Origin of the sequence: Cyanobium sp. Copco_Reservoir_LC18 (assembly GCF_009834675.1) — a bacterium.
GTDB lineage: Bacteria > Cyanobacteriota > Cyanobacteriia > PCC-6307 > Cyanobiaceae > Cyanobium > Cyanobium minutissimum.
In genome coordinates this window covers 54,943-80,635 of the sequence record NZ_ASAC01000003.1, presented here as the reverse complement: position 1 = coordinate 80,635, position 25,693 = coordinate 54,943, and the positions used below count along the sequence as shown (strand labels likewise).

31 protein-coding genes and 2 tRNA genes are annotated in these 25,693 nt (G+C 70.7%); 20 read left to right on the top strand and 13 right to left on the bottom strand.

The window, feature by feature from the left end:
- Positions 1 to 11: 11 nt before the first annotated feature.
- Both L107_RS00645 and L107_RS00640 read right to left on the bottom strand, forming a co-directional pair.
- On the bottom strand, positions 12 to 1,277 hold the full coding sequence (locus tag L107_RS00645) for a glycosyltransferase (protein WP_159815965.1): 1,266 nt from the start codon (positions 1,275 to 1,277) through the stop codon (positions 12 to 14).
- On the bottom strand, positions 1,274 to 2,236 hold the full coding sequence (locus tag L107_RS00640; RefSeq protein WP_159815964.1) for a DMT family transporter: 963 nt from the start codon (positions 2,234 to 2,236) through the stop codon (positions 1,274 to 1,276). The genes L107_RS00645 and L107_RS00640 overlap by 4 nt, the downstream gene beginning before the upstream one ends.
- A gap of 97 nt (positions 2,237 to 2,333) precedes the next feature.
- Here L107_RS00640 and sppA point away from each other — a divergent pair, with 97 nt between their 5' ends.
- The 11 genes from sppA to L107_RS00585 all read left to right on the top strand — a co-directional run bounded on the left by sppA (position 2,334) and on the right by L107_RS00585 (position 10,011).
- Positions 2,334 to 3,146: a signal peptide peptidase SppA gene (gene sppA, locus L107_RS00635; RefSeq protein WP_159815963.1), complete on the top strand. Its 813-nt coding sequence runs from the start codon at positions 2,334 to 2,336 to the stop codon at positions 3,144 to 3,146.
- Between the two features lie 4 nt (positions 3,147 to 3,150).
- Complete coding sequence (gene aroH / locus L107_RS00630; RefSeq protein WP_159815962.1) at positions 3,151 to 3,567, top strand: chorismate mutase; 417 nt, start codon at positions 3,151 to 3,153, stop codon at positions 3,565 to 3,567.
- 56 nt (positions 3,568 to 3,623) lie between these two features.
- The gene (locus L107_RS00625) at positions 3,624 to 4,241 is read left to right on the top strand and encodes a DUF2808 domain-containing protein (RefSeq protein ID WP_159815961.1); all 618 of its coding nucleotides are present in this window, start codon (positions 3,624 to 3,626) and stop codon (positions 4,239 to 4,241) included.
- Positions 4,242 to 4,269: 28 nt separating this feature from the next.
- The gene (gene rpmH, locus L107_RS00620) at positions 4,270 to 4,407 is read left to right on the top strand and encodes a 50S ribosomal protein L34 (protein WP_015108935.1); all 138 of its coding nucleotides are present in this window, start codon (positions 4,270 to 4,272) and stop codon (positions 4,405 to 4,407) included.
- 18 nt (positions 4,408 to 4,425) lie between these two features.
- Positions 4,426 to 4,842 (top strand): ribonuclease P protein component, encoded by a 417-nt coding sequence (gene rnpA / locus L107_RS00615; RefSeq protein ID WP_159815960.1) that lies wholly within the window; start codon positions 4,426 to 4,428, stop codon positions 4,840 to 4,842.
- The gene (locus tag L107_RS00610; RefSeq protein WP_201295754.1) at positions 4,799 to 5,263 is read left to right on the top strand and encodes a PH domain-containing protein; all 465 of its coding nucleotides are present in this window, start codon (positions 4,799 to 4,801) and stop codon (positions 5,261 to 5,263) included. Before rnpA ends, L107_RS00610 begins: the two co-directional genes overlap by 44 nt.
- Positions 5,264 to 5,338: 75 nt before the next feature.
- Positions 5,339 to 6,478, top strand: coding sequence for a membrane protein insertase YidC (yidC, locus tag L107_RS00605; protein WP_106220615.1), 1,140 nt, complete (start codon positions 5,339 to 5,341; stop codon positions 6,476 to 6,478).
- On the top strand, positions 6,475 to 6,966 hold the full coding sequence (locus L107_RS00600; RefSeq protein WP_159815959.1) for a DUF177 domain-containing protein: 492 nt from the start codon (positions 6,475 to 6,477) through the stop codon (positions 6,964 to 6,966). The genes yidC and L107_RS00600 overlap by 4 nt, the downstream gene beginning before the upstream one ends.
- Before the next feature lie 3 nt (positions 6,967 to 6,969).
- Positions 6,970 to 8,460: an AAA family ATPase gene (locus tag L107_RS00595; protein ID WP_159815958.1), complete on the top strand. Its 1,491-nt coding sequence runs from the start codon at positions 6,970 to 6,972 to the stop codon at positions 8,458 to 8,460.
- 160 nt (positions 8,461 to 8,620) lie between these two features.
- On the top strand, positions 8,621 to 8,809 hold the full coding sequence (locus L107_RS00590) for a hypothetical protein (RefSeq protein WP_015108941.1): 189 nt from the start codon (positions 8,621 to 8,623) through the stop codon (positions 8,807 to 8,809).
- 47 nt (positions 8,810 to 8,856) lie between these two features.
- Positions 8,857 to 10,011 (top strand): aminotransferase class V-fold PLP-dependent enzyme, encoded by a 1,155-nt coding sequence (locus tag L107_RS00585; RefSeq protein WP_159816081.1) that lies wholly within the window; start codon positions 8,857 to 8,859, stop codon positions 10,009 to 10,011.
- Positions 10,012 to 10,047: 36 nt separating this feature from the next.
- On the opposite strand, the gene L107_RS00580 is transcribed toward L107_RS00585, so the two are convergent.
- From L107_RS00580 to yidD, 5 genes are all read right to left on the bottom strand, one after another.
- Positions 10,048 to 10,833: a mechanosensitive ion channel family protein gene (locus L107_RS00580; RefSeq protein WP_236550420.1), complete on the bottom strand. Its 786-nt coding sequence runs from the start codon at positions 10,831 to 10,833 to the stop codon at positions 10,048 to 10,050.
- 171 nt (positions 10,834 to 11,004) lie between these two features.
- Positions 11,005 to 11,745 (bottom strand): aquaporin Z, encoded by a 741-nt coding sequence (gene aqpZ / locus L107_RS00575; protein WP_236550419.1) that lies wholly within the window; start codon positions 11,743 to 11,745, stop codon positions 11,005 to 11,007.
- Positions 11,746 to 11,794: 49 nt separating this feature from the next.
- A complete protein-coding gene (locus L107_RS00570; protein WP_159815956.1) occupies positions 11,795 to 13,324 on the bottom strand; it encodes a UDP-N-acetylmuramoyl-L-alanyl-D-glutamate--2,6-diaminopimelate ligase in 1,530 nt (509 codons plus the stop codon).
- A gap of 55 nt (positions 13,325 to 13,379) precedes the next feature.
- A complete protein-coding gene (locus L107_RS00565) occupies positions 13,380 to 13,646 on the bottom strand; it encodes a glutaredoxin family protein (protein WP_159815955.1) in 267 nt (88 codons plus the stop codon).
- On the bottom strand, positions 13,646 to 13,978 hold the full coding sequence (gene yidD, locus L107_RS00560; RefSeq protein ID WP_236550418.1) for a membrane protein insertion efficiency factor YidD: 333 nt from the start codon (positions 13,976 to 13,978) through the stop codon (positions 13,646 to 13,648). Before yidD ends, L107_RS00565 begins: the two co-directional genes overlap by 1 nt.
- A 65-nt stretch (positions 13,979 to 14,043) precedes the next feature.
- Here yidD and rpsD point away from each other — a divergent pair, with 65 nt between their 5' ends.
- Positions 14,044 to 14,652: a 30S ribosomal protein S4 gene (gene rpsD / locus L107_RS00555; protein WP_106220609.1), complete on the top strand. Its 609-nt coding sequence runs from the start codon at positions 14,044 to 14,046 to the stop codon at positions 14,650 to 14,652.
- Between the two features lie 106 nt (positions 14,653 to 14,758).
- The gene (locus tag L107_RS00550) at positions 14,759 to 15,520 is read left to right on the top strand and encodes a class I SAM-dependent methyltransferase (RefSeq protein ID WP_159815954.1); all 762 of its coding nucleotides are present in this window, start codon (positions 14,759 to 14,761) and stop codon (positions 15,518 to 15,520) included.
- Between the two features lie 76 nt (positions 15,521 to 15,596).
- Here L107_RS00550 and L107_RS16840 read toward each other — a convergent pair whose 3' ends face one another.
- Positions 15,597 to 16,241, bottom strand: a complete 645-nt coding sequence (locus L107_RS16840) for a TetR/AcrR family transcriptional regulator (protein WP_304523529.1) — start codon at positions 16,239 to 16,241, stop codon at positions 15,597 to 15,599.
- Positions 16,242 to 16,399: 158 nt separating this feature from the next.
- On the opposite strand from L107_RS16840, the gene L107_RS00540 reads away from it, so the two are divergent.
- From L107_RS00540 to L107_RS00520, 5 genes are all read left to right on the top strand, one after another.
- Positions 16,400 to 17,491, top strand: coding sequence for an HlyD family efflux transporter periplasmic adaptor subunit (locus tag L107_RS00540; RefSeq protein ID WP_159815952.1), 1,092 nt, complete (start codon positions 16,400 to 16,402; stop codon positions 17,489 to 17,491).
- Positions 17,488 to 18,681, top strand: coding sequence for an ABC transporter permease DevC (devC, locus tag L107_RS00535; protein WP_159815951.1), 1,194 nt, complete (start codon positions 17,488 to 17,490; stop codon positions 18,679 to 18,681). The genes L107_RS00540 and devC overlap by 4 nt, the downstream gene beginning before the upstream one ends.
- Positions 18,681 to 19,385, top strand: coding sequence for an ATP-binding cassette domain-containing protein (locus L107_RS00530; protein WP_159815950.1), 705 nt, complete (start codon positions 18,681 to 18,683; stop codon positions 19,383 to 19,385). The genes devC and L107_RS00530 overlap by 1 nt, the downstream gene beginning before the upstream one ends.
- A gap of 184 nt (positions 19,386 to 19,569) precedes the next feature.
- Positions 19,570 to 20,157, top strand: a complete 588-nt coding sequence (locus tag L107_RS00525; RefSeq protein WP_159815949.1) for a peroxiredoxin — start codon at positions 19,570 to 19,572, stop codon at positions 20,155 to 20,157.
- 35 nt (positions 20,158 to 20,192) lie between these two features.
- A complete protein-coding gene (locus L107_RS00520) occupies positions 20,193 to 20,471 on the top strand; it encodes a hypothetical protein (protein WP_159815948.1) in 279 nt (92 codons plus the stop codon).
- A 30-nt stretch (positions 20,472 to 20,501) separates the two neighbouring features.
- Here L107_RS00520 and trpC read toward each other — a convergent pair whose 3' ends face one another.
- The 5 genes from trpC to L107_RS00495 all read right to left on the bottom strand — a co-directional run bounded on the left by trpC (position 20,502) and on the right by L107_RS00495 (position 24,094).
- Positions 20,502 to 21,386 (bottom strand): indole-3-glycerol phosphate synthase TrpC, encoded by an 885-nt coding sequence (trpC, locus tag L107_RS00515; protein WP_159815947.1) that lies wholly within the window; start codon positions 21,384 to 21,386, stop codon positions 20,502 to 20,504.
- A gap of 1 nt (position 21,387) precedes the next feature.
- Positions 21,388 to 22,875, bottom strand: coding sequence for a dihydrolipoyl dehydrogenase (locus L107_RS00510; RefSeq protein ID WP_159815946.1), 1,488 nt, complete (start codon positions 22,873 to 22,875; stop codon positions 21,388 to 21,390).
- 21 nt (positions 22,876 to 22,896) lie between these two features.
- Positions 22,897 to 23,721: an RNA methyltransferase gene (locus tag L107_RS00505; RefSeq protein ID WP_159816078.1), complete on the bottom strand. Its 825-nt coding sequence runs from the start codon at positions 23,719 to 23,721 to the stop codon at positions 22,897 to 22,899.
- 32 nt (positions 23,722 to 23,753) lie between these two features.
- Positions 23,754 to 24,002: a hypothetical protein gene (locus L107_RS00500; protein ID WP_159815945.1), complete on the bottom strand. Its 249-nt coding sequence runs from the start codon at positions 24,000 to 24,002 to the stop codon at positions 23,754 to 23,756.
- An 8-nt stretch (positions 24,003 to 24,010) separates the two neighbouring features.
- Positions 24,011 to 24,094: transfer RNA gene (locus L107_RS00495), tRNA-Leu, on the bottom strand.
- 192 nt (positions 24,095 to 24,286) lie between these two features.
- On the opposite strand from L107_RS00495, the gene murA reads away from it, so the two are divergent.
- Both murA and L107_RS00485 read left to right on the top strand, forming a co-directional pair.
- A complete protein-coding gene (murA, locus tag L107_RS00490; protein WP_219904114.1) occupies positions 24,287 to 25,579 on the top strand; it encodes a UDP-N-acetylglucosamine 1-carboxyvinyltransferase in 1,293 nt (430 codons plus the stop codon).
- 12 nt (positions 25,580 to 25,591) lie between these two features.
- Positions 25,592 to 25,673 (top strand) — tRNA-Leu (locus tag L107_RS00485).
- Positions 25,674 to 25,693: the final 20 nt, after the last annotated feature.

Genomic DNA, 25,693 nt, shown 5'->3' with positions numbered 1-25,693 from the left:
TCGGAGGGAACCTATCGCTCCCCAGCCGTTCCCTCCTGTGTCGCCGCTGAGGCCATCAGCCGATCCACGAGCTCCAGGTGCCGGGGCAGGCAGACCCGGCCCAGATCGAACCGCTCCACCACCGTCCGCCGGGCCTCCCTGCGCAGCCCGGCGTAACCATCGGGGCCTGCCAGCACCGCCGCCAGCCGCTCGGCCAGGGCCCGGTGATCGAAGAAGTCCACCAGCAGGCCGTTGCGGCCGTCCTCGATCACGTCCTGCACCGGGGCCGTGGCCGAGCCGATCACCAGGGCCCCGCAGCTCATCGCCTCCAGCAGGCTCCAGCTGAGCACGAAGGGAACGGTGAGGTAGACGTGGCAGGCCGTGACCCGGAACAGCTCATGCAGCACCGGGTGGGGCACGCGGCCGACGAAGTGGACGCGGCGCCGGTCGAGGCTGTCGCCCAGCTCCCGCAGCATCGCCTCCTTCCAGCTGCCGCCGCCGGTGGGCGCGGCGCCGTAGCTCACCCCATCGCCGCCCACGATCACCACATGGGCCCGCGGCCTGAGCCGCTGCAGCAGGGGCAGCGTGCGCATGAAGGTGTGGAAGCCCCGGTAGGGCTCCAGATTCCTGGCCACGAAGCTCACCACCTCATCGCCGGGGGCGAAGCCCAGCCCGGCGCGCTGCAGCTGCATGCGGGCGGGACCCTGGGGGGCGATCGCCGCCGTGTCGATGCCCTCGTGGATCACGCTCAGCCGCTGGCGGTAGGGCTCCGGCACGGTGCTGGCCTGCCAGGGGGTGGGGGCGACTCCCCAGTCCAGGTCCTGGAGGGCCAGGAGCTGGGGGGCCCGGCGCAGGCGCAGGCGGGCGCGGGGGCGCCAGTCGGCGTCGGTGAACTCCGGGTCGAATCCCACATCGCCCCCCCGCAGCTGGTAGATGAACTCCACCTGGTGCAGGACCGGGACGGCCGGCAGCAGGTCCTTCACCACCAGCAGTTCCCCCCAGCCCGGATGGCCGACCACCAGATCGGGCCGCAGGCCGTCGGCGAGCAGCGCTTCCAGGCAGCGGGCCACCGCCTCGCCCCGCAGGATCTTGGTCTGGAAATCGGCCGCCCAGGGGTGGCAGGGCGGCACCCCCCCCGGCGGCAGGGGGTCGTAGCGGTGCAGCGGGATGGCGGGCAGGGGCTGGCTGGTGGGACCGCCGATGGCCATCACCCGGTCGCCGCGGGCCTGCAGGGCCGGTGCCAGGTGCCGGTACTGGCCGGGGAAGTTCTGGTGAATGAAGAGAACCGTGCGGGTCATGGCGGCACCGGCTCGGTCCGACCGCCCACCTGCCAGAGCCGGCCGCGCTGGTTGATGAGCAGCACCGAGAGCAGGGCCAGCGCCGCCCCCAGCCACTGCAGCGGGCCCAGCCGCTCGTCCAGCAGCAGCACGCCACAGAGCACCGCGAACACCGGCGTCAGGAAGGTGAGGGCCGTGAAGCCGGTGAGGTCGCCGCTGCTGGCGAACCAGAAGAACAGGCCATAGGCCAGGGCACTGCCCAGCAGGGCCGCATAGGCCATCAGACCCCATTCCAGCGGGCTCCAGTGGGGCCAGAAGCTCACCGTCTCCGGGCACAGCAGCGCCTCGCCGCCGGCCACCAGCACCAGGGGGAGGCCGCCCAGGAGCATGTGCCAGCCGGTGACGGCCACCGGATCGCTGCGGCGGGTGGCATAGCGGCAGAGGACCGTGCCCACCGCCATCGCCGCCGCCGCCCCCAGCATCCAGGCCTCGCCATGGCTCCAGGCCTGCCCCTGCAGGGCCGGCGGCCCCTGCAGCCACCAGTGGCGCAGCACCTCCCCGGGCAGTCCCAGACAGAGGATGCCCAGCAGGCCGATCAGCAGGCCCAGCCAGCCCACCGGGTTGATCGCCTCGCCGAACAGGGTGCGGGCCAGCAGGGCCACCAGCAGGGGCTGGGAATCGATCAGCACCGAACCCAGGCCCGCCCCGGTCTCGCCCAGCCCCCGGGCCAGGAGCCCCTGGAACAGGCTGCCGTCGACGGCGGCGAACAGCAGCAGCCAGGGCCAGTCCACGGGGTCGACCCGCCAGGAACGCCCCAGCAGGCGGGCCGCCAGCAGCAGCACCAGCCCGGCCGGCAGCAGCCGCAGGCTGGCCAGCATGGCCGGCGAGGCCCCCAGCAGCAGCGGCTTCATCGCCGCCATCGCCGTGCCCCAGAGGGCGAAGGGAAGGAGCATCAACACCCAGCGCAGGGTCCGGGGCATGGGGCGGGCGTCCTGGGGCGGCGGTGGAGGTACGGACGGCGGCGGGCAGGCCCCTCCGGGCCTTCTTTTTAAGATCCAGCCACCGCGCATCTCCACAATGCCCTGGCCCTGGTGCCGCAAGTCCCGACGAACCCTGGCGCGCATCGCCATCGAGGGGCCGATCGCCGGGGGCACCCGCGTCCGGGTGCTGAAGGCCATCGAGCAGGTGCAGCAGCGGGAGTGCCCCGCCCTGCTGCTGCGCATCGACAGTCCCGGCGGCACCGTCGGCGACAGCCAGGAGATCCATGCGGCCCTGATGCGCCTGCGGGAGAAGGGCTGCCGGGTGGTGGCCAGCTTCGGCAACATCTCCGCCTCCGGCGGCGTCTATGTGGGGGTGGCGGCGGAGAGGATCGTCGCCAATCCCGGCACCATCACCGGCTCCATCGGCGTGATCCTGCGCGGCAATGATCTCTCGCGGCTGCTGAAGCGGATCGGCATCCGCTTCGAGACCGTCAAGAGCGGCCTGTACAAGGACATCCTGTCCCCCGACCGCGCCCTCTCCGAAGCGGAACGGCAGCTGCTGCAGGAGCTGATCGACGCCAGCTACGGCCAGTTCGTCGCAGCAGTGGCCGCAGGCCGGGGCCTGGAGCCGGAGGTGGTGCGCACCTTCGCCGATGGGCGGGTGTTCAGCGGCGCCCAGGCCGTGGAACTCGGCCTGGTGGATGTGCTGGGGGACGAGGAGAGCGCCCGCCGCCTGGCGGCGGAGCTGGCCGGGCTGGATCCGGAGAAGACCCGCACGGTCAGCTTCGGCAAACCGCCCCGGAAACTGCTGGGGCTGCTGCCGGGGAGCACACTGCTGCAGCAGCTCTCCCACTCCCTGAGCCTGGAGCTGGCCTGGAGCGGCCAGCCCCTGTGGCTCCATCGCCCCTGACGTCATGAAGCCTGGTCTTGAGCTGAGGGCCCTGCGGGGAGCCACCACCGCCAGCGCCAACACCGGCGATGCGATCGCGGAGGCCGTGGCGGAACTGATCGAGGAGCTGCTGCAGCGCAACGACCTGGCGGGGGACCGGGTGCTCTCGGTGACCTTCTCCGTGACGGCCGATCTGGACGCGTGCTTCCCCGCCGCCATCGCCCGCCGCCGGGCCGACTGGGGCCGGGTCGCCCTGCTGGATTGCCAGCAGATGGCGGTGGCCGGGGACCTGCCCCGCTGCATCCGGCTGCTCGCCCACGCCTGGCTCGAGGCGGGCCGGCAGGAGGTCCACCCCTATCTGCGGGAGGCGGCACGGCTGCGGCCCGACCGGGCCGAGGCGGGCCAGCCTTCGGCCCCAGCCAGCTCCCCCGCCGACCACTGAAGGCGCGGCAGACGCACAGGCGTGTTGAGACTTTCAGCATGAAGTTCCTCCCAGTCATGCCCTCCTTCCCGCGCGAGCGGTCCCATCCCCTGGCCCGGATCGGCCGTCTGGGCACCGCCGGCCTCGGCGCCATGGCCCTCGCCGGCGCCACCCTCCTCTCCCCGCTCGCCCCCGCCCCCTCCCTGGCCCAGGGCACCCCCGGCCTGATGGAGTTCCGCTGGGAGAACAACAGGGACTACCGCAAGCTCTATTTCTTCACCACCGACACCACCCGCATGCAGCGGGCGGAGTACTACCTGATGCTGCGGCCGAAGGATCGCAAGACGGCGATCCTCAAGCTGAGCATCAGCGTTCCCAGCCACTTCGACAGCAAGATCGATCCCAAGCAGGTCAAGCTGTGCCGGATGAGTGAGGGCGGCATGCTCAAGAGAACGCGCTGCCTGGAGACGATCCCCGCCACGATCGAGGTGTCGGAGAACGGGCGATCGATCGAAATCTTTCCGGAAACCCCAGTCTCCGACAAGGACACGATCGGTGTCTACATGAACGTGTTCAACCCGTTCAACGCCGGCATGTATCAGTTCAACGCCCTGGCCCAGGCCCCCGGCGACATCCCGGTCTCGGGCTACCTGGGCAGCTGGCTGATCCAGATCGTTCCCAACAGCACCAACTGATAGGGTGGCCGACTGAGCCGAAAGCAGCATGACGAAGCGCACACTGGAAGGAACGAGCCGCAAGCGCAAGCGCGTGTCCGGTTTCCGGGTGCGGATGCGCACCCACACGGGCCGCCGCGTGATCCGCACCCGCCGCCGCCGCGGCCGCGCCCGCCTGGCGGTCTGAGGCCGGCCGGGAAGGTCCGTGGCCCTGCCGCAGCAGCACCGGCTCAAGGGCCGACGGGTCTTCGATCGTCTGTACCGCCAGGGGCGTCGCTACCAGGGACCGGGGCTGCTGCTCAGGGTCCTGGCGGCCGATCCGTCCCTGCTGCCCCCGGGCACACCCCCCACCGCCAGCCCCTGGCGCTGCGGCATCGTCGTGAGCACCAAGGTGAGCAAGCTGGCGGTGCGCCGCAACCGCCTGCGGCGCCTGTTCCACGACCACCTGCGGCGCCACCCGCCCACCCCGGATCAGCCGCTGTGGCTGCTGATCACCCTCAAACCCGGCTGCCTCGAGCGCAGCGAGGACCAGCTGCTGGGAGAATGCGCCCAACTGCTGCGCCAGGCAGGATTGCTCCTTGACCCCGGAGGACAGGGTGGAGAACAAACTCGAGATCAATGAGACGGTCTTCTACGAGGGCGGTCCCGCCAGGGGCGACCTGATCGTCAACCTGCTGTTCGGCCTCACCCTGATCGGCATTCCCTTCGCCGTGGGAGCCATCGTCCGGGCCCTGTGGCTGCGGTTCCGCATCACCAGCCGGCGCATCAGCGTCAGCGGCGGCTGGCTGGGCCGCGACCGCACCCAGGTGGTCTACAGCCAGATCCGTGAGGTCCGCTCGGTGCCCCGGGGCTTCGGCGCCTGGGGCGACATGGTGGTGGTGCTCAACGACGGCGCCAAGCTTGAAATTCGGGCGGTGCCGCGCTTCCGGGAGCTCGAGGCCTACATCGAGGAGCGGCGCGAGAGCCGCGGCAAAGCCGCCGCCCGCTCCTCCGGGGCCGATGGCCCTGCGGGCTTCGCCCCCCCGGCCCGGGAAAGCGCCTGACCACCGGACCCCCATCCGGTCTCCCCGGTCGGGCACACTGGCAGCCGAGATTCCCCACCCCAGCGCACCCCTGCCGTGATCGGCTACATCTCCGACAACCTGCTGCTCCCGATCCTTGATTTCTTCTACGGATTGGTTCCGAGCTATGGGCTCGCGATCGTGGCCCTCACCGTGGTCATCCGCCTGGCCCTGTTTCCGCTGAGCGCCGGCTCGATCCGCAGCGCCCGGCGCATGCGCATCGCCCAGCCGGTGATGCAGCAGCGCCAGGCGGAGATCAAGGCCAAGTACGCCAACAACCCCCAGAAGCAGCAGGAGGAGCTGGGCAGCCTGATGAAGGAGTTCGGCAGTCCCCTCTCGGGCTGCCTGCCGCTGCTGGTGCAGATGCCGATCCTCTTCGCCCTGTTCGCCACCCTGCGGGGGTCACCCTTCGCCGACGTCCCCTACGCGATCAACCTCAAGGTGCTCCCGGCCGAGGAGATCGCCGCGGTGGAGGCCAAGCCCTTCAACAGCGCCAGCCACTCCATCTTCATCAGCGAGACCGAGCACGTGCCGGTGGTCGCCAGCCTCGAGGGCGGCACCAAGCTCGGCGTCGGCGCCACGGCCCAGGTGGAACTGCACGCCAAGGACGGCACCAGCTTCGCCTCCCTGCTCGGCACCGTGGAGCACGGCGACAGCTTCACCCCCAGCTGGGTGGTGACCAAGGGGGAAAGCGTGGTGCAGGTGGATGACCAGGGGCGGATCACGGCCCTGGCCCCCGGTGATGCCACCGTCGAGGCCCGCATTCCCGGCCTGGCGGCCCGCAGCGGCTTCCTGTTCATCAAGGCCCTGGGCCAGGTGGGCTTCTACACCGATGGCGCCGTCAACTGGGACATCGCCATCCTGGTGGGGGCCTTCGGCGCCACCCTGTTCGCCTCCCAGCTGCTCTCCGGCATGGGCATGCCCGCCAACCCCCAGCAGGCCACCGCCAACAAGATCACCCCGGTGATGATCACGGCCATGTTCCTGTTCTTCCCCCTGCCGGCGGGGGTGCTGCTCTACATGGTGGTGGCCAACGTGTTCCAGGGGGTCCAGACCTTCCTGCTCACCCGTGAGGCCCTGCCCGACAACCTGCAGGCGATCCTCGACAAGCAGCTCGCCCAGCAGCCGGCCACCGCCACGGCCGGTGGCGGCAGCGGTGGCGGCCGCCTGCCCTTCGAGCCCAAGACCAAGAAATGACCCGGCTGCAGCCGCTGCCCCTGCAGGAGTTGCGGCTGCTGAGCGAGGGCCGCAACTGGCCTGTCGATCAGTCCATCGCCGGCCTGGCCAGCCTCACGCCCGTGCGCGGCCGGGTGCGGGCCTTCCACCACGGCACCGTGCTGGAGGTGGAGGGCACGGCGGAGACGATCATCACCCTCTGCTGCGACCGCTGCCTGCAGACCTACAACCACGCCCTGAGCGCCAGCGCCCGGGAGCTGCTGGAGATCGCCGTCTCCAGCCCCGACGGGGAGGAGGAGGTGCTGTTCGCGGCCGAGGACCCGGTGGAGCGCCTCGATCCCGGCGGCCGCTTCGATCCGGAGCGCTGGCTGTTCGAGCAGCTCAGCCTGCAGCTGCCCCTGGTGAACCGCTGCGGTCCCGACTGCCCCGGCCCGCCGCTGCCCGTGGACGAGGCCAGCGGGGAAGGGGGCGGCGATCCCCGCTGGGCGGCCCTCCGCTCCCTGCGCTGAGCCATGGCCCATGACCTGGCCGACCAGCTGGATCTTCTGATCCGCTCCCGCACGCCGATCCTCTGGATCCGCAGCCTCGAGGAGGAACGGGTGGAGGGGCTGCTGGAGCGGGCCGCCCAGCGCCTGGGGGGCCGCACCCTGCTGCGCTGGGACTTCATCGGCGGGTTGAGCGGGACCCCGAGCCTGGAGGGGCAGGCGGTGCGGCAGCCGATGGGGGCCCTCGGCGCCCTCGACGGGCTGCCGGCCGAGCAGGGGGCGATCCTGCTGCTGAAGGACTTCCACCGCTACGCCGACGATCCCGGCGTCTGCCGGCGGTTGCGCAACCTGGCCGCGGGCCTGCGGCAGGTGCCCCACACCCTGGTGATCAGCGCCCCGGAATGGCAGCTGCCGCGGGAGCTGGAGGACAGCGTCACCCTGCTGGAGCTGCCCCTGCCCGAGGCCGGCGAGATCGGCCGCCTGCTGCGGGCCATCGCCGAGGCCAGCGGCCAGCCGCTGGAGCCGGGGGTGCTCGAGCAGCTCACCGCCGCCTGCCACGGGCTGAGCGAGCAGCGGGTGCGCCAGCTGGCGGCCCGGGCCCTGGCCCGGCGCGGGCAGCTGGGCCTCGAGGACCTGGCGGAGGTGCTGGAGGAGAAGCGCCAGGCCATCGCCCGCAGCGAACTGCTGGAGTACTGCCCCACCGAGGCCACCCCGGCCGACATCGGCGGGCTGGAGACCCTCAAGCACTGGCTGGAGCAGCGCCACCGGGCCTTCAGTGACGAGGCCCAGCGCTACGGCCTGCCCCTGCCCCGGGGGGTGCTGCTGATCGGCCCCCAGGGCACCGGCAAGTCGCTCACCGCCAAGGCGATCGCCCACAGCTGGGCCATGCCCCTGCTGCGCCTCGACGTGGGCCGCCTGTTCGCCGGCCTGGTGGGGGCCAGCGAGGCCCGCACCCGGGAGATGATCCAGCGGGCCGAGGCCATGGCCCCCTGCGTGCTCTGGATCGACGAGATCGACAAGGGCTTCGGCGGGGGCGACGGCCGCAGCGACGGCGGCACCAGCCAGCGGGTGCTGGCCAGCCTGCTCACCTGGATGGCGGAGAAGAGCAGCGCCGTGTTCGTGGTGGCCACCGCCAACGCCGTGGAGCGGCTGCCGGCGGAACTGCTGCGCAAGGGCCGCTTCGACGAGATCTTCCTGCTGGAACTGCCCGATGCGGAGGAACGCCGGGCGATCCTGGATCTGCAGCTGCGGCGGCGGCGGCCCCGGCACACCATCCCCCTGGAGGTGCTGGTGGATCGCACCGCCGATTTCTCCGGCGCCGAACTGGAGCAGACCGTGATCGAGGCCATGCACCTGGCCTTCGGCGAAGGTCGGGAGCTCGGCGAGGCCGATCTGATCGCGGCCGCCAGCCAGGTGGTGCCCCTCTCGCGCACGGCCCGGGAGCAGCTGGAGGCCCTGCGCAGCTGGGCCAGCAGCGGCCGGGCGCGGCCGGCCTCAGCCAGCGGCAGGACTTCCTGAGGCGAATCGGCACGAAAGTGGAAGACATTCAAGGCATCGAAGCGGCCCGATGTAACGGCTTCATGAAGAACAACCACGCCTGGTAACAGCTTCGCCGGGCCGGTAGTGACGAACGATTCATCGCCCGTAGCGTCAGCCCATCAACCGTGATGAAGCCGCCGTGACCCCGAGCCCCAGCCCCCGCTCCGGCAGCGAACTCACCTCCCAGCTCGCCGTGGCCAGCCTCGGCGCCGGCGTGATCACCACCCTGGCGGTGGCCCAGGGTCAGAGCCCCCTGACGGCCCTCGGCATCACCCTGTTCTCGGCCGTGGCGGCCGTGGTGGTGGGCCAGGTGATCGCCAGCAACTGATCCATCAGCCCTTGCCCGCCGAGACCGCCATCCCCCTGCGGGCCTTGATGCCCGCCCTGGCCAACAAGACCTATTTCAATTTCGGCGGCCAGGGGCCTCTGCCCTCCCCATCGCTGGCGGCGATCAGCGACTCCTTCGCCTCCATCCAGGAGCTGGGCCCCTTCAGCGACGATGTCTGGCCCTACGTGAACCGTACCGTCTCCGGGCTGCGCCAGCGGCTGGCGGCCTGGTTCGGGGTGGCCCCCGAGCGGGTGGCCTTCACCGAGAACGTCACCACAGGCTGCGTGCTGCCCCTCTGGGGCCTGCCCTGGCAGGAGGGCGATGAACTGCTCGTCGGTGATGCCGAGCACTACGGCGTGGTGGCGGCCCTCAAGGAGCTGGCCCGGCGCCACCGACTGCGGATCACCTCCCTGGCGGTGGCCGACCTGGACGGTGACAGCGGCGCGACGGCAGCGGCGGTGGGCGAGCGGCTGGAGGCGGCCCTCACCCCCCGCACCCGGCTGGTGGTGCTCTCGCACCTGCTCTGGAACACCGGCCAGACGATGCCGATCGCGGCGGTGGCGGCCCGGCTGGCCGGCCATCCCCGCCATCCCTGGCTGCTGGTGGATGCGGCCCAGTCCCTGGGCAGCCTGCCGGTGGCCGAGGCGGCAGCCGCCGCCGACATCTATGCCTGCACCGGCCACAAGTGGTGCTGCGGTCCGGAGGGGCTCGGCGCGGTGGCCCTCTCCGAACGTCTGCTGGCGGACAGCAGCCCCACCCTCATCGGCTGGCGCACCCTGGAGCACGACGGTCCCGGCGCCGGCGGCTACCACCGCGATGCCCGTCGCTTCGAGGTGGCCACCTCCTGCACCCCCCTGTTCGCCGGGCTGGACAGCTCCCTGCAGCTGCTGGAGGCCGAAGGCGATGCCGGCGCTCGGCTGGAGGTGATCCGCCAGCGCAGCCACCAGCTGTGGGAGGGCCTGCAGCGGATTGGCGGCGTTCGCACCCTGCTGACGGTGCCCCCGCCGGCGGGGCTGGTGAGCTTCACCTTGGCAGGGGGCTCGGGAGAGCCGCTCGATCCGGCCACCGTCGTCAAGCGGCTGGGGGAGCGGGGGACCTGGCTGCGCACCCTGGAGTCCCCCCGCTGCGTGCGGGCCTGCACCCACCTGGTCAGCACCGCTGAGGAGGTGGAGATTCTGCTGGTTCAGCTGGCCGAGGGCTGAACGGGGGACACCGGGGCAACGCCGGCCGGCGGCGACTCAGTTGCCGCCCTGGGCCATGCCGACGGGAATCCTCGGCACGGGGAAGCCATGTTTGCCAAGGACGTCCACGATCATCCGGTTGGTATCGAAGTAGACCTGCCAGTAGTGGTCGGTGTGGGTGTAGGGACGGACCGCCAGCCGGGGACCGCGTTCGCTGAACTCCAGGACCTCGATGTCCGCCGGGGTATGGGGATCCTGGTTGGGAACGGCCTTGATGCCTTCCTTCAGCAGGGCGATGGCCTTGGCCACGTCGGCGCTGTTGTCGAGCTGGGCGACGAGATCAACCCGCCGGTAGGGGTGGGAGGAGAAGTTCTGGATCGTGTCGGAGAACAGTTTGCCGTTGGGAACGATGTTGCGGACGCAATCCAGCGACTGGATGGAGGTGACGAACATGCCGATCTCCTCCACCGTTCCCGTCACGCCACCGGCGGTGATGAAGTCGCCGACACTGAAGGGACGGAAGACCTGCAGGAAGACCCCCGCCGCGAAGTTGCTGAGCATGCCGCTCCAGGCGGCGCCGATGGCCACACCGGCACCAGCCAGCAGGGCGGCGAAACTGGCGGTCTGGATGCCGAAGAAACCGAGGATCGCGACAACCAGGATGACCCTGAGAACCGCCCCCAGAATGTTGATCAGATAGCCGATGACCGTGGGGTCAAGGGTGCCGGAGGAGAGCCCCCTTCTGAGGATGCGCAGGGCAAACCTGATGCACCAGCCACCGGCGATCCAGAGCGCGACGGCACCGGCGAACTTGAACAGGAAGGGGATGACGACACTCGCCACCAGAGCCAGATTTGTCGGCATCAGACCAGAGAACGCATTCCAATCCGGATCAACGTATCAACGCCGATGCAGATCTGCAGCCATTCATCCGAAAATCTTCCGACATCCTCCACACCATGGATCCCCTTTCCCTGACAGGGCCCATCCCAGCGGTGGGCGGGAAGGTGCCGATCAGTGCTCCCCCGCCTCCAGCAGGTGACGCTGCACCCAGCCCGCCAGGAGCGCCCCCACGACCGGAGCCAGCCAGAACAGCCACAGCTGGCCGATGGCCTCACCCCCCACCCAGAGGGCCACGCCCGTGCTGCGGGCCGGGTTCACCGACGTGTTCGTCACCGGAATGCTGATCAGGTGGATGAGCACCAGGGACAGGCCGATCGGCACCCCGGCGAAGCCCTTGATCGCGTCGCGGTGGGTGGAGCCCAGGATCACCAGCAGGAAGAAGAACGTCAGCAGCACCTCGATGCTCAGCGCCGCCCAGAAGCCGTAGCCCCCCGGGGAATGGGCCCCGAAGCCGTTGGTGGCCAGGGGGTTGCTGCCGATCAGCTCAAACCCCTTGCGGCCGCTGGCGATGCCGTAGAGCAGCCCACCGGCCAGGACACCGCCCAGCACCTGGGCCACGAGGTAGGGCAGCAGGGCCGAGCCGGGGAAGCGGCCACTGGCCCAGAGGCCGAAACTCACCGCAGGATTGATGTGGCAGCCGGAGACATGGCCGATGGCGTAGGCCATCGTGAGCAGGGTCAGGCCGAAGGCCAGGGCCACCCCGAGGAATCCCAGCCCCAGGGGATTGGTGTCCCCCTGGCCGTAGGGGAACACGGCCGCCAGGACGGCGCTGCCGCAGCCTCCGAACACCAGCCAGAAGGTGCCGAGCAGTTCCGCCAGGAACCGCTTCGGCATGGGAACGGGAGCGGTCATGGCGGGGGAGGGCCTGGGGACGCCCCACTCTCCCCCGCCGCCCCCCTGGTCAGCCGCCGGCGCGGGCCTGCAGGGCCCGGGCGGCCTCCTCCCGGTCGTCGAAGTGCACCTTGGTGGTGCCGAGGATCTGGTAATCCTCATGGCCCTTGCCGGCGATCAGCACCAGGTCCTCCGGCGCCGCCGCGGCGATGGCGGCGGCGATCGCCGCGGCCCGGTCCCCCTCCACCACCAGTTCGGTGCCGGCGGGGATCCCCGCCACCACGTCATCCAGGATCCGCTGGGGGTCCTCGGTGCGGGGGTTGTCGGAGGTCACCACCACCGCGTCGGCGAGGCGGGCGGCGATCTCCGCCATCAGGGGACGCTTGGTGCGGTCCCGGTCACCGCCGCAGCCGAACACGCAGATCAACCGACCCTGGCTGAAGGGCCGGCAGGCGGCCAGGGCACTGGCGAGACCGTCGGGGGTGTGGGCGTAGTCCACCAGCACCGACGGCAGGGGAGCCCCCGCAGGCCCGCCGACCCGCTCCATGCGTCCAGGCACACCCCGGAAGCTGGCCAGGCCATCGAGCAGCGGCGGCAGGGGCAGACCCTGCTGCAGCAGGGCCCCCACCGCCTCCAGCAGGTTCATCAGGTTGAAGCGGCCCACCAGGGGCGAGCGGAAGGGCCCCTCCCCGAGCGGGCTGTGCAGGCGGCCGCTGACCCCGTCGGCGCCCATCACCAGATCGCTGATGTGCAGCTCCACCGTCGGATCCTCCAGGGAACTGCGCCAGCAGGGGCCGGCGCCGGCGTCCTGGCCATCCGCGTTCAGCCGCTCGGCCAGGCGCGCCCCCCAGGGGTCATCCACGTTGACCACGGCGCCGCCGGCGAGCAGGTCCGGGGCGAACAGCTGCGCCTTGGCCGCGAAGTAGGCCTCCATCGACAGGTGGTAGTCGAGGTGGTCCTGGGTGAGGTTGGTGAACACCGCTCCGGCGAAGCGACAGCCGGCCACCCGCCCCTGATCGAGGGCGTGGGAGCTCACCTCCATGGCGGCGATGCCGCTGCCGGCCGCCACGGCCTGGGCCAGGTCGGCCTGCAGCAGATCGGCGAAGGCGGTGGTGTGGGTGGCGGTGGCGCTGTGGCCCGGCCAGCGGTTCTGCAGGGTGCCGAACAGGGCCGGCGGGTGGCCCGCCGCCGCCGCCAGGTGCTCGATCAGGTAGGTGGTGGTGGTCTTGCCGTTGGTGCCGGTGACGCCGATCAGGGCCAGGCGGCGGCTGGGCTGGCCCCAGAACTCGGCCGCCAGCCGGCCGGCCCAGAGGGCCAGGGGCGGCTCCACCACCAGCACCGGATCGCCGGGGGCCGGGGGCCTGGCCGCGGCCGCCGCCGGCCCGATCACCGCCGCCACCGCGCCGGCGGCCAGCACGTCGGGCCAGAAGCTGCCACCATCCACCGCCGTGCCGGGCAGGCCCACGAACAGGGTGCCGGCACCGACGCGGCGGGAATCGCAGCTGACGCCGCTGACCACCGCCTGGGCCAGGGCGCCGGTGGGGTCGGTCAGCGGCGGCAGGCCCACCTGTTGCAGGAGCGGCTGAAGCAGCGGGGACATGGCGGCGCCGGCGGCGTCCGGCGGGACGGAGCTGGCGCCTGTCATAGCGTGGTCCTCAGCGCACGCCCTGCTTGATCAGCCAGGCCTGCAGCTGGGCTCCCGCCAGCCGCGGCGACACCCGGGGCAGCTCCCGCAGGGGGCCGTCGGCAGCGGCCGGCAGCGCCAGCACGGGCACGGCCAGGCCGTAGCGCCCCTGCAGGGCCGGATCGGTGTCCACATCAATCACCCGCAGGGGCTGGGGGGGATCGAGGGCCCCCAGCTTCTCCTCGAGGCCTTCGCACAGGCAGCAGCCCTGGCGCGTGAACAGCAGCAGCTCCTGCATCAGTCCGGGACCGGGTCGCAGCCGCAGGGGGTGAAGGGGTGGCAGCGGCAGACGCGCTTGACGGTCAGCCAGCCGCCGCGCCAGGGTCCGTGGCGGCTGATCGCCTCCAGCCCGTAGGCGCTGCAGCTGGGAATGAAGCGGCAGCGGGGACCCAGCAGGGGGGAGATCCAGCGCCGGTAGGCGCCGATCAGGGCCAGCAGCAGGGCCGCCACGGCGGCGGAGAGGGGGGAGGCCGGAGCGGCCGGCAGGGACCCCTGGAGAAGGCCGGGACCGTCGCCGCCTAGGGTGGGTGGTTGGCGCAGCACGCGCAGGCCTGCGGGTTCCTCCAGCATGCCGCAGCCGCGAGCCGCCCCGTCTGGCCCCAGGGCCGCAACGTCCACCTCCGAAACTTTCCCTTATGTCTCGCTACCGCGGCCCTCGCCTGAGGATCACGCGGCGCTTGGGGGACCTTCCCGGTCTCACCCGTAAGGCCGCCAAACGGTCTTACCCCCCCGGTCAGCACGGCCAAGCCCGTCGCAAGCGCTCCGAATACGCGATCCGTCTCGAAGAAAAGCAGAAACTGCGTTTCAACTACGGCATTTCCGAACGTCAGCTGGTGCGCTACGTGAAGAAAGCCCGTGCCCAGGAGGGTTCCACCGGAACCAACCTGCTCAAGCTGCTCGAGAACCGACTCGACAACATCTGTTTCCGCCTCGGCCTCGGCCCCACCGTTCCCGGCGCCCGCCAGCTGGTGAACCATGGCCACGTCACCGTGAACGGCCGGGTGGTGGACATCCCCAGCTACCAGTGCAAGGCCGGCGACGTCGTCGCCATCCGCGAGCGCAAGTGCAGCAAGGCCCTCGCCGAAGCCAACCTGGCCTTCCCCGGCCTGGCCAACATCCCGCCCCATCTTGAGTTCGACAAGGCCAAGATGACCGCCAAGGTGGGCGGCCGCATCGAGCGCGAATGGGTCGCCCTCGAGATCAACGAACTGCTGGTGGTGGAGTTCTACAGCCGCAAGGTCTGAGCCCCGTCCCCTGCCACCCCCACCGCCGGTTCGCCGGCGGTGGTGAGCCGTCCGCGTCCGCTGCCGCTAGGTATGGACGCGGACGGCTTTGTTCTGGGGCCCGGCGATGAGCGGCAGCTTCACCGACCACTTCGGCTCCGTCTCCGGGGCCTACGCCCATTACCGGCCCACCTACCCGGCGCCCCTGTTCGCCTGGCTGGCCGGTGTGGCCCCCGCCCGCCGGCGGGCTTGGGACTGCGCCACCGGAACGGGCCAGGCCGCCATCGCCCTGGCCGACCATTTCGAGGCGGTGGTGGCCACCGATGCCAGCGCCGGCCAGCTCGCCGCCGCCCGCCCCCACCCCGGCGTGCACTACCGGCTGGCGCCGGCGGAGAGCTGCGGCCTCGAGGCCGACAGCGTGGACCTGGCCACAGTGGCCCAGGCGCTGCACTGGTTCGATCGGCCCCGGTTCTTCGCCGAGGTGGAACGGGTGCTGCGCCCCGGCGGCGTGCTGGCGGTCTGGAGCTACGGCATCCCCCACCTGGAGGGCGAGGCGCCCGATGCCCTGCTGCAGCAGTTCTACGCCGACATCGTCGGGCCCTACTGGCCCCCCGAGAAGGCGCTGGTGGAGAACGGCTACCGCGACCTGGCGCTGCCCTTCGCGGCCCTGCCGGCCCCGTCGTTCGCCATGGAAGCCGACTGGACCCTTGAGCAGGTGCTGGGCTACTGCGCCAGCTGGTCGGCCAGCGCCCGCTACCGGGCCGCCCTGGGCCGCGACCCCCTGGAACTGCTGCGTCCGGCCCTGGAGGCCGCCTGGGGGGAGACGGCGCTGGGGCGGCGCATCCGCTGGCCAGTGACCCTCAAGGCTTCACGTCGGGGCCCGGCGTAGGGACAGGGGTTCCGACGACTGGGGTGGCGGCGGCCTGCAGCGGCAGCCTGGACAGGGCCAGGCAGGGACGGTTGGATCAGCGTCCGGACCGGGCTCCGGAATCTGGAGATCCCGCCGGGTCTGGACAGAGCAGCTCCACCAGGCCCGTGGCGAAGGCCTCCCGATCCAGGGGCATGACCTCCTTGCCGTGGAGCATGTCCTGACACATCACCACATGGATCAGTGAACCTAAAAACACCCAGGCCAGGAGGGTGGGATCCCCCTGCCGGGGCCCCTGGCATGCGCCCACCAGTTCGGTGAGGGCCAGGAAGCTCTTCTGGTGGATCTGGGTCATGAACCCCTGGGCCAGGGCTGGGAAGCGGTCCGACTCACCGATCAGCAGGCGGAGGAAGGCCAGAAACTCCGGGTGTGTGTGATGCACCTCCAACATGCGGCGGGCCAGCATGTGCATGGCCTGGCGGGGGTCGGCTGGCAGGGCCTCCGCCTCGTCACCCCCGAAGAGGAGGGCGAAGTCCCGCTCGATCATGTGGCGGGTGAGGGCCTTGAACAGCGACTCTTTGTCGGCGAAATGGCTGTAGACCGTGGCCTTGGAGACGCCGGCGGTGCGGGCGACCCGGTCCATGCTTGTGGCGGCGTAGCCCTGTGCCAGGAACTCCTGCATCGCGCCGGCCAGGATGGCGGCCGCCTTCTCCCCTGAGAGCTGCCGGACGGAAGGGGGCAAAGCGCAAGACCTCAATGGGTCCATCGTGGCGCCCGACGGGGCTAGGGGGGGGCCGACGGGCCCTGGGGAGGGCGGGATGACCTCCCCAGGCTCGAGTGTCGCTTGTCAGAACTGAACTATACGGTTTAGTTTTTGTCGAGCCCCATCAGGTTCCGTCCATGGACCAGCCCCTTCCGGCTCCCCGGCCGTTGAGGCCCTGGCTCGCCACCACCACCACCCTGGCCCTCGGGATCGGCTTGGCCGTCCTCATCCATCGGGCCGGCTCAGCGCCAAGGCCGGAGACCAGCCCCGCCCTGAATCCGGACACGCCACCCAGCAGCGTCCCCACCCTCGGACGCCTCGAGCCGGTCGGAGCCGTGGTCACGGTGGCCCCGCCCGCCGCCTCCCCGGGAGGCGCACCGGCCCGCGTCCGCCAGCTCCGGGTAGAGGAGGGGGACCGGGTGGAGAGCGGCAGCGTGATCGCCGTGCTCGACAGCCAGCCCAGGCTTGAGGCCGCCGTTCAGGAGGCGGAGGCCCAGCTGCAGCTGGCGGAGGCTCGCCTGGCGGTGGCCGCCGCCGACCAGCGCCGGGAGGAACTGGTGCAGCAGGCCAGGGTGGAGCGCCTGGAGGCCGAATTCCGCACAGCCCGCCTGGAGGAGAACCGCCACCAGTCGCTCTTCGTGAATGGCGCCGTCTCAGCCTCCCTTCGGGATGCCAAGCGCCTGGACCGTGAGACGGTGGGAGCCCAGCTGGCGGAGGCCAGGGCCCTCCTGCTCCGCTCCCAGGCTGCCGCAGGGGTACCCGAGGCAGGTGGGCTGGATGTGGCCGCCGCCCGCCGTCAGCGCGACCAGGCGGGCGCCGCCCTGGTGCGGGTGCTGGCTGAGCGTGAGGACAGCCTGGTGCGGGCGCCCATCAGCGGCAGGATCCTGAGCGTGCTGAGCCGGCCAGGCGAGGCCCTCGACAGCGAAGGGGTGGTCCAGATGGGGCGCACCGATGCGATGCAGGTGGTGGCCGAGGTGTACCAGAGCGATGTGTCCCGGGTGCGCATGGGCGCTCCCGTGACCATCACCAGCCCGGCCCTGAGCCAGCCGCTGGAAGGCCGCGTCAGCCGCATCGGCGCCCTGGTGAAGCGCCAGACCCTGATCAACACCGACCCCAGCGCCAACAACGACAGCCGGGTGGTGGAGGTGCGGGCCCTGCTCACCCCTGCCAGCAGCCGGCGGGCTGCAGCCCTCACCAACCTCCAGGTCACCGCGCGGATCCAGCGATGACGGTTCGCGACCGATTGGCGGCCTTGGTCAGCCGTGGGGGCCAGCGCATTCCCCTGGGGTGGCGGCAACTGCGCCACGACCGCGGCCGCCTGGCCGTGGCCGTGGCTGGCATCACCTTCGCCGACGTGCTGATGTTCACCCAGCTGGGCTTCCAGGCCGCCCTTTACGACGCCAACACCCAGCTCAACCGGGCCTTTGCGGCCGATCTGGTGCTGCTCAGCCCGAAGGCCCAGAACCTCCAGAACCTCTCCACCTTCCCGCGACGGCGCCTGCTCCAGGCGACGGACGTTCCCGGCGTGGCCCATGGGCAGGGCGTCTACCTCCAGAACCTCACCTGGCGCAATCCCCAGACACGCCAGAACGCCACCGTCCAGGTGCTGGGTGTGGACCCCGACGCCCGCGTGCTGAATCTGCCGGAGCTGAACCGCCAGCGCGACCGTCTCAAGCTGCCCGACACCGTGCTGTTCGATCGTCTGGCCCGCGGCGCCTACGCCGAGACCATCGCCCGGCTGGAGCAGGGCCAGAGCGTGAGCACCGAAGCCGAGAGGCGCAGCCTCACCATCGCCGGTCTGTTCTCACTCGGGGCGTCCTTCGGCGCCGATGCCACGCTGGTGATGGGCGACCAGAGCCTGTTGCGGTTGTTCCCGATGCGGGATCCGGGCAGCCTCAGCCTCGGACTTCTGCGCCTCCAGCCCGGGGTCGATCCCCAGCGGGTGGCGGCCGCGATTGACAGGTACCTGCCTGAGGACGTCCGGGTCCTGACCCTGGCCGAGTACGTCCGCTTCGAGGAGAACTACTGGCGCACAGCCAGCCCCATCGGTGTGATCTTCGGGCTCGGCACGGCCATGGCCTTCCTGGTGGGCGTGGTCATCGTCTTCCAGGTGCTGACCACCGACGTGAACGCCCATCTGGGCGAGTACGCCACCTTCCGGGCCATGGGCTTCCGCCAGCGCTATCTCCTCCTGGTGGTGGTGGAGCAGGCCCTGGTGCTGGCGGCTCTTGGGTTCCTTCCCGGAGCGACCATCCAGCTGGGCCTCTATGCCCTGGCAGCCCAGGCCACCGCCCTGCCCATCGCCATGACCGCTCCGCGAGCCCTCCTGGTCTTCGGCCTCACCCTGCTGATGTGCCTGGCCTCCGGCGCCATCGCCAGCCGCCGGCTCCAGGCCGCGGATCCGGCGGAGCTGTTCTGATGGCTCCTTCCCTGCCTGCATGCGAGGAACCCGTGGTGGCCATCAGCGGGCTCCAGCACCACTTCGGTGCAGGCGCCCTGCGTCGCCAGGTGCTGGACGGCATCGACCTGGAGATCCACGCCGGGGAGATCGTGCTGCTCACGGGCCCCTCCGGCTCCGGCAAGACCACCCTCCTCACTCTCATCGGCGGCCTGCGATCGGCCCAAACCGGAAGTCTGCGGATCCTTGGCCAGGAACTCATGGGGGCTGGTCCGAAACGACTGACCCTGGCCCGGAGGCAGCATGGCTACATCTTCCAGGCCCACAATCTCCACCGAAGCCTCACGGCCCTGGAGAACGTGCGCATGGCGCTGGAGATGGGCGGCAACCTGGACGCCGACGCCATGGTGGAGCGGGCCGGGTCGATGCTCGCCGCCGTTGGGCTCGAGGCCCACCGACACGCCTACCCCGACCAGCTTTCGGGAGGCCAGAAACAGCGGGTGGCCGTTGCCCGTGCCTTGGTGAACGGTCCGCCCCTGGTGCTGGCCGATGAGCCGACCGCAGCCCTCGACAGCCGCTCCGGACGGGAGGTGGTGGGATTGATGCAGCGTCTGGCCAGGGAGCAGCGCTGCACGATCCTGATCGTGACCCATGACAGCCGAATCCTGGATGTGGCGGACCGGACCATCGAGATGGAGGACGGCCGGCTCAGGTCAGCAGGGTGATCGGCCCATCGATTCAGTTCAGTCCACCATCCCCCCGGCTGGACAGGCCCGCCTCTCTGCAGAGGCGGGGCGACAGCGGCTCCCCGTCGGCATGCTGGCCGATGAGGCTCAAGGCGTCGCAGCCGGGGCCGCCGAAGGGGCACCGGACAGATCCTGGTTGGGAGTCTCATCTGAAGGAGGTTGCATGAGTCCAAATCTGTCCCAGCTACCATCAGATTTACCCCGCCCGGTTGATGATGGTGCGGCAGGGCACCTTGAAGGATCTGTTTTACCGAGTGTCGTGCTGCATGCCACGGACGGCAAGGCAGTCAACCTGGCCGAGTTGAAGGGCCGACTTGTCATCTATGTCTATCCAATGACCGGGCGCCCCGATGTGCCCTTGCCGGATGGATGGGATGGCATCCCCGGTGCGCGAGGTTGCACTCCCCAGTCCTGTGGCTTTCGAGACCACTTCGGCGAACTCAAGGCGCTTGGAACCGGAGTCTTCGGCTTGAGCGCTCAGACAATCCAATATCAGAGTGAGGCCCGGGAGCGTCTGCATCTGCCCTTCCATCTGTTGAGCGACCCTGCGCTCCTTCTGAAGGGTGCGATGGGGCTGCCAACGTTCACTGTCGCAGGCATGGAGTTGTTCAAGCGTCTCACGCTAATCGCTGAGGACGGGAAGATTCGGAAAGTGTTCTATCCAGTGTTTCCTCCCGATCGCAATGCCGATGACGTTCTCCTGTGGCTCCGGTCTGACGCCCAACCAATCGCTGCCTCGGACGCGGCGTAGGTGGGGGACCCGGTGGGGGCGTAGTTCAGGCTCCGGTGCAGACCCATCAGCCGGGTGCAGCCGTCCCGGGCGGCTGTCTTGTCGGGGAAGGTGGGATCGCGGTGCAGCAGATCGAAGACCAGGTCGATGGAGGTCTTCTGGCGCTCCAGTGGCGCGGTGGAGTCGAGGGCATCGAAGGCATCCTGCTGCGGGTCGACCATGTCGCGGCCGCCATCATCGAAACCCTCGATTCCCTGCACCTGCGAGTTTCCGAGCTGAGCCCGGAAGGCCGCGCCCAGCTGGACGCTGTCCGGGCCCTCCTCGAGAAGGACTGAGCCGCGCCCCCCACCCCCAGCTCCTCGGGATCAGCCCCCGATCAGGGTCTCCAGGGCCGCCGTGACGTCGTCCTGGCGCATCAGCGCCTCCCCCACCAGCACCGCATCGGCGCCGGCGCCGACGGCCCGATCCAGGTCCTGGCGGCTGAACAGGCCCGATTCGCTCACCAGCAGGGCACCGCGCCCGCGCACCCGCTCACCGAAGGCGGCCATCAGTTCTTCGGTGGTGGCCAGATCCACCGTGAAGCTGGCCAGATCGCGGTTGTTGATGCCGATCAGGGTCACACCCTCCAGCTGCAGCACCCGCTCCATCTCGGCCGCGTCGTGCACCTCCACCAGCACCGCCAGCCCCAGGCCGCGGGCCACCTTGAGCAGGTAGGCCAGATCCTGGTCGGTGAGGATCGCCGCGATCAGCAGGGCGGCGTCGGCCCCGGCGGCCCGGGCCTGGAACAGCTGGTAGGGGGTGAGGATGAAGTCCTTGCAGAGCAGGGGCAGCTCGACGGCCTCCCGCACCGCCACCAGCACCTCGAAGCCCCCCTGGAAGAAACGCTTGTCGGTGAGCACCGACAGGCAGCTGGCGCCTCCGCCCTCGTAGCCCCGGGCGATGGCGACGGGATCGAAGTCCTCCCGGATCACCCCCTTGCTGGGGCTGGCCTTCTTGATCTCGGCGATCACCGCCGGTTTGCGGCAGCTGGCCCGCAGGGCCGCCAGAAAATCCCGGGTGGGGGGCAGGTCGGCCACCTGCTGCTTGAGGGACTCCAGGCTCACCCGTTCCCGGGCGGCGGTCACTTCCCGGTCCTTCTCCCAGACGATCTCCTCGAGGATGTGGCGGGGGCTCTCCTCGGGGTGGGGGGTGCCGAATTCCAGGTGGGCCACCCGCACCGAGGGGTTGGGGGGCCGGCGACGGATCTCCATCTCAGGCACCCACCGCGGTGGCCAGGCTGGCGGCCGCCTGCTTGTAGGCCACTTCCACCACCTCGGACAGGGTGGGGTGGGTGTGCACCTCGCTGGCCAGCTGCCGCACCCCCTGGCGCCGGGCCACCGCATTGGCGATCTCCTGGATCAGGTCGGCCGCATGCAATCCATAGATGTGGGCTCCGAGCACCTCGCCGGTGTCCTTGCGGAACAGCAGCTTGAGCAGGCCGTCGCTCTCCAGTTCGGCCAGGGCCTTGGAGTTGGCCTTGAAGTAGCTGCGCACCGCCCCCAGCTCGAAGCCCTCGGCGGCGGCCAGTTCCCTGGCATCGGCCTCCGAGAGCCCCACCGAACTGATCTCCGGGTGGGTGAAGGTGGCGGCGGGGATCGAGCGGTAGTCGATGCGGCGGGCGTGGCCGAGGATGTTCTCGATCGCCACCGTGCCCTGGGCGGCGGCGGTGTGGGCCAGCATCATCTTGCCGGTCACATCACCGACGGCCCAGAGATGGGGCACCGGTGCCCCGTTCGCCAGCACCCGCAGGCCGTCGTCGACGGGGATGAAGCCCCGGTTGGTCTCCACCCCCACGCTGGCCAGATTGAGGTCCTTGCTCACCGGCACCCGGCCGGTGGCCACCAGCACCGCATCCACCTCCAGGGTCTCCACCGGCTCGCGGCTGGCCATGTCCACCAGCTCGATCCTCACCGGGCAGCCGGGGGTGATCCTGCTGGCCAGCACGCCGGAGCGGGCGTCGATGTCGCGGCCGTCGATCAGGTGGCGGGCGGCGATCTTGGCGATGTCCGGATCGAAGGTGGGCATCACCCGGTCGAGCGCCTCGATCATCGTCACCTCACAGCCCAGGGCCGTGTAGACATCGGCGAATTCCAGGCCGATGTAGCCGCTGCCGATGATCGTGATCCAGCGGGGCAGCCACTCCAGGTTGATGGCCTCGTCGCTGGTGAACACCGTGCGGCCGTCGGTCTCGATGCCGGGTGGCACGAAGGGATCGGAACCGGTGGCGATGATCACCTCCCGGGCCGCATACACCCGCTCCACGCCGCTGGCCTCGCGCACCGCCACCCGCTGGGGGCCGTCGAGGCGGCCCTTGCCCCGCAGGATCGTGGCGCCGGCCCGCTCGAGCGTCCTGGTGAGGTTGGTGCGGATCGTGGCCACCAGCTGGGCGGCATGGTCGGCGATCTTCTGGCGCTCGAAGCGCACAGGCGCCGCATGGATGCCGAACCCCTTGAGGTGCTCGGCGTCGGCGAGCTCCCGCACCCGGCCGCTGGCGGCCAGCAGGGCCTTGGAGGGGACACAGCCCCGGTTGACGCAGGTTCCGCCCATGTCGCGGGATTCCACGATCGCCACCTTCAGACCATGCTCGGCACCGTGCTTGGCCGCATCGAAACCGCCATACCCGGCACCGATCACGATCACGTCGAAATCGAACCCGGAGGGAGGGGAGGCGGGTGCTGCGGTCACCGGACGGGGCTGCATGGGTAGCGGCATTCTCCCCTGTCAGGCCCCGGGCCGGCCGTGGGCCTGGCGGGGGCGCTCCAGCAGCAGCAGAGCGGCCGCCGCCGCCACATTCAGGGACTCCACCGCCGGGCTGTGGGGGATCGTCACCCGCCGGTCGGCCAGCCGGGCCAGCGCCGGGGCCAGCCCCGCCCCCTCATTGCCCAGCAACAGGGCCGTGGGGCGGCACCAGTCCAGTTCCCAGTAGGGCTGGGCGGCGCCGCCCGCCTCGGGCACCACCGCCGCCACCAGCTGCACGCCCCGCTCCCGGGCCGCGACCAGGCGGCCGGGCAGGTCGGTGGCCGCCAGCCGCTCGATCGGCAGGGCCAGGGCCGCGCCGCTGGAGGCGCGCAGCACCTTGGGCTGCAGGGGGTCGGCCCCCTCGGCCAGCCACACCTGCTCCACCCCCGCCGCCAGTGCCGTACGCAGCAGGGTGCCCAGGTTGCCTGGATCCTGGAGCCGGTCGAGGACCAGGACAAAGTCCGGCGGCGTCGCCGCCGGGGCGGGCAGGTCGGCGGCCTCCAGGGTCAGCAGCACCCCGTCGGGGTGGCCGGTGGTGGCGGCGGCGGCCAGCACCTCGGGGCTGGCGAGCCGCAGCCGGCCCGGATCCGGCAACCGCTCCAGCAGGGCGCCGTGGCGGGCCAGCCAGTCGGCGGTGGCCAGCAGCTGGCGGGGCCGCAGGCCCAGCCCCAGGGCCTCCTGGAGCAGGTGGGTGCCCTCCAGCAGGATCAGGCCCTGCTCCTTTCGGCCACTGGGCCGGTGCAGGCGCCGCAGGGCCTGGACGAGGGGGTTGCGGACGCTGCGGATCGGCTCACTGCCCGGGGACAGGCCGCCGTGGTCAGGGGAGGGACCCGGGGATGTCAGATCGTCTTGCGGCGCCGGAGCTTGAGTTGATCGTGGATGACCAGGTCGTCATCGCTGAAGTCAAGCCCCTTGAAGGCCGCCACCTCACCCCGGATGCCCTCCGCCTTGAGGTTCGCCACCAGGCGATCGATCACGATGTCCTCCACCTTGGTCTGGTCGTACTCGTCCGGAGTCAATCGCTCCAAAAACCTGCCGATGTTCGCGGCAACGACGTCGGAAGCGTTGGTGATCTTGAGGACAATCATAAAAGTGATGCGGATGGGGAGACTTGAACTCCCACGACATTGCTGCCACTAGTACCTGAAACTAGCGCGTCTACCAATTCCGCCACATCCGCGGGCGTTTAGCCGCCGCGGAGGCCGCGGCGCTGGATGGAGCATAAATCATCACCGGCAGCCCTCCCCTCGGGATGACGGCGACACGGGGCAGCAAGACAGTTTGAGCGGCGACCCCCTAGACGACGGGATCATTCGTTGTCAAGATGCCCCCGAAATTGATACCAGGACTCCTGTCCATGACCGTATCCCCCATGCCTGTCAAGGCCATCGCCGGCACCAGGCTGGAGATCAGTGGTGGACGGCGTCTGGACGGGGAGCTGCGGGTCAGCGGCGCCAAGAATTCGGCCCTGGTGCTGATGGCCGCCTGCCTGCTCACCGAGGACGGCCTGCGGCTCAGCAACGTGCCTCCCCTGACCGACATCACGGCCATGGGGGAAATCCTCTCGGCCCTGGGCGTGCGGGTGCAGCGCGGTGGCGACGCGATCGTCCTCCACGGCGACCACATCACCACGGCCGCCCCCCCCTATGAACTGGTCAACAGCCTGCGGGCCAGCTTCTTCTGCATCGGCCCCCTCCTGGCCCGCATGGGGATGGCCCAGGTGCCCCTGCCCGGCGGCTGCCAGATCGGCACCCGCCCCGTCGTGGAGCACGTCAAGGGACTCAAGGCCCTCGGCGCCCAGGTCACCATCGAGCACGGCGTGGTCACCGCCGTCGTGCCAGGCCGCCAGCGCCGCCTCACCGGCGGCCACATCCACCTCGACTGCCCCAGCGTCGGCGCCACCGAGACCCTGATGATGGCGGCGGCCCTCGCCGACGGCGAGACGGTGATCGACAACGCCGCCCAGGAGCCGGAGGTGATCGACCTGGCCCGGCTGCTGCTGGCCATGGGGGCCAAGGTGCGCGGCGCCGGCACTCCCACGATCACCATCGTCGGGGTGGAGCGGCTGCACGGGGCCGACTACGCCGTCATCCCCGACCGCATCGAGGCGGGCACCTTCCTGCTGGCGGGCGCCATCACCCGCTCCCGGCTGCGGGTGTTCCCCGCCCTGCCCGAGCACCTCGGTGCCGTGATCACCAAGCTTGAGGAAGCGGGCTGCCGCATCGAGGCCGACGGCCAGGGCCTGATCCTCACCGCCAGCAAGGTGCGAGCGGTGGATCTGCGCACCCAACCCTTCCCCGGCTTCCCCACCGATCTCCAGGCCCCGTTCATGGCCCTGCTGGCCACCGCCGAGGGCACCAGCATGGTGGTGGAGAACATCTTCGAGAACCGCCTCCAGCACGTGGCCGAACTGCAGCGCATGGGCGCCTCGATCCGCATGCAGGGCAACACCGCCTGCGTGGAGGGGGTGGCCCGCCTCAGCGGCGCCCCCGTCCACGGCACCGACCTGCGCGCCTCCGCCGCCATGGTGCTCGCCGGCCTGGCCGCCGACGGCATCACCACCGTGCGGGGCCTGGAATACCTCGACAGGGGCTACGCCGATCTGGAGGGCAAGCTCAACGCCGCCGGCGCCTCGATCCGCAGGCTGCCCACCGCCGCCGCCTAGAGTCCACCCTTCGGGAGCGTGCCGGAATTGGTAGACGGACTCGACTCAAAATCGAGCGCCTTCGGGCATGTGGGTTCGAGTCCCACCGCTCCCATCGAGCCCGCACCCGTGGCG

Excerpts from the sequence above, each read along its gene's own strand:
- aqpZ (WP_236550419.1), bottom strand. The coding sequence starts at position 11,745 with ATGACCGCTCCCGTTCCCATGCCGAAGCGGTTCCTGGCGGAACTGCTC.
- L107_RS00585 (WP_159816081.1), top strand. The coding sequence starts at position 8,857 with ATGCCCGCCCTGGCCAACAAGACCTATTTCAATTTCGGCGGCCAGGGG.
- rpmH (WP_015108935.1), top strand. The coding sequence starts at position 4,270 with ATGACGAAGCGCACACTGGAAGGAACGAGCCGCAAGCGCAAGCGCGTG.
- L107_RS00645 (WP_159815965.1), bottom strand. The coding sequence starts at position 1,277 with ATGACCCGCACGGTTCTCTTCATTCACCAGAACTTCCCCGGCCAGTAC.
- devC (WP_159815951.1), top strand. The coding sequence starts at position 17,488 with ATGACGGTTCGCGACCGATTGGCGGCCTTGGTCAGCCGTGGGGGCCAG.
- L107_RS00600 (WP_159815959.1), top strand. The coding sequence starts at position 6,475 with ATGACCCGGCTGCAGCCGCTGCCCCTGCAGGAGTTGCGGCTGCTGAGC.
- L107_RS00550 (WP_159815954.1), top strand. The coding sequence starts at position 14,759 with ATGAGCGGCAGCTTCACCGACCACTTCGGCTCCGTCTCCGGGGCCTAC.
- L107_RS00640 (WP_159815964.1), bottom strand. The coding sequence starts at position 2,236 with ATGCCCCGGACCCTGCGCTGGGTGTTGATGCTCCTTCCCTTCGCCCTC.
- L107_RS00525 (WP_159815949.1), top strand. The coding sequence starts at position 19,570 with ATGAGTCCAAATCTGTCCCAGCTACCATCAGATTTACCCCGCCCGGTT.
- L107_RS00530 (WP_159815950.1), top strand. The coding sequence starts at position 18,681 with ATGGCTCCTTCCCTGCCTGCATGCGAGGAACCCGTGGTGGCCATCAGC.
- L107_RS00540 (WP_159815952.1), top strand. The coding sequence starts at position 16,400 with ATGGACCAGCCCCTTCCGGCTCCCCGGCCGTTGAGGCCCTGGCTCGCC.
- yidD (WP_236550418.1), bottom strand. The coding sequence starts at position 13,978 with ATGCTGGAGGAACCCGCAGGCCTGCGCGTGCTGCGCCAACCACCCACC.
- L107_RS00510 (WP_159815946.1), bottom strand. The coding sequence starts at position 22,875 with ATGCAGCCCCGTCCGGTGACCGCAGCACCCGCCTCCCCTCCCTCCGGG.
- L107_RS00625 (WP_159815961.1), top strand. The coding sequence starts at position 3,624 with ATGCCCTCCTTCCCGCGCGAGCGGTCCCATCCCCTGGCCCGGATCGGC.
- L107_RS00565 (WP_159815955.1), bottom strand. The coding sequence starts at position 13,646 with ATGCAGGAGCTGCTGCTGTTCACGCGCCAGGGCTGCTGCCTGTGCGAA.
- murA (WP_219904114.1), top strand. The coding sequence starts at position 24,287 with ATGCCTGTCAAGGCCATCGCCGGCACCAGGCTGGAGATCAGTGGTGGA.
- L107_RS00595 (WP_159815958.1), top strand. The coding sequence starts at position 6,970 with ATGGCCCATGACCTGGCCGACCAGCTGGATCTTCTGATCCGCTCCCGC.
- L107_RS00500 (WP_159815945.1), bottom strand. The coding sequence starts at position 24,002 with ATGATTGTCCTCAAGATCACCAACGCTTCCGACGTCGTTGCCGCGAAC.
- rpsD (WP_106220609.1), top strand. The coding sequence starts at position 14,044 with ATGTCTCGCTACCGCGGCCCTCGCCTGAGGATCACGCGGCGCTTGGGG.
- trpC (WP_159815947.1), bottom strand. The coding sequence starts at position 21,386 with ATGGAGATCCGTCGCCGGCCCCCCAACCCCTCGGTGCGGGTGGCCCAC.
- aroH (WP_159815962.1), top strand. The coding sequence starts at position 3,151 with ATGAAGCCTGGTCTTGAGCTGAGGGCCCTGCGGGGAGCCACCACCGCC.
- L107_RS00570 (WP_159815956.1), bottom strand. The coding sequence starts at position 13,324 with ATGTCCCCGCTGCTTCAGCCGCTCCTGCAACAGGTGGGCCTGCCGCCG.
- sppA (WP_159815963.1), top strand. The coding sequence starts at position 2,334 with ATGCCCTGGCCCTGGTGCCGCAAGTCCCGACGAACCCTGGCGCGCATC.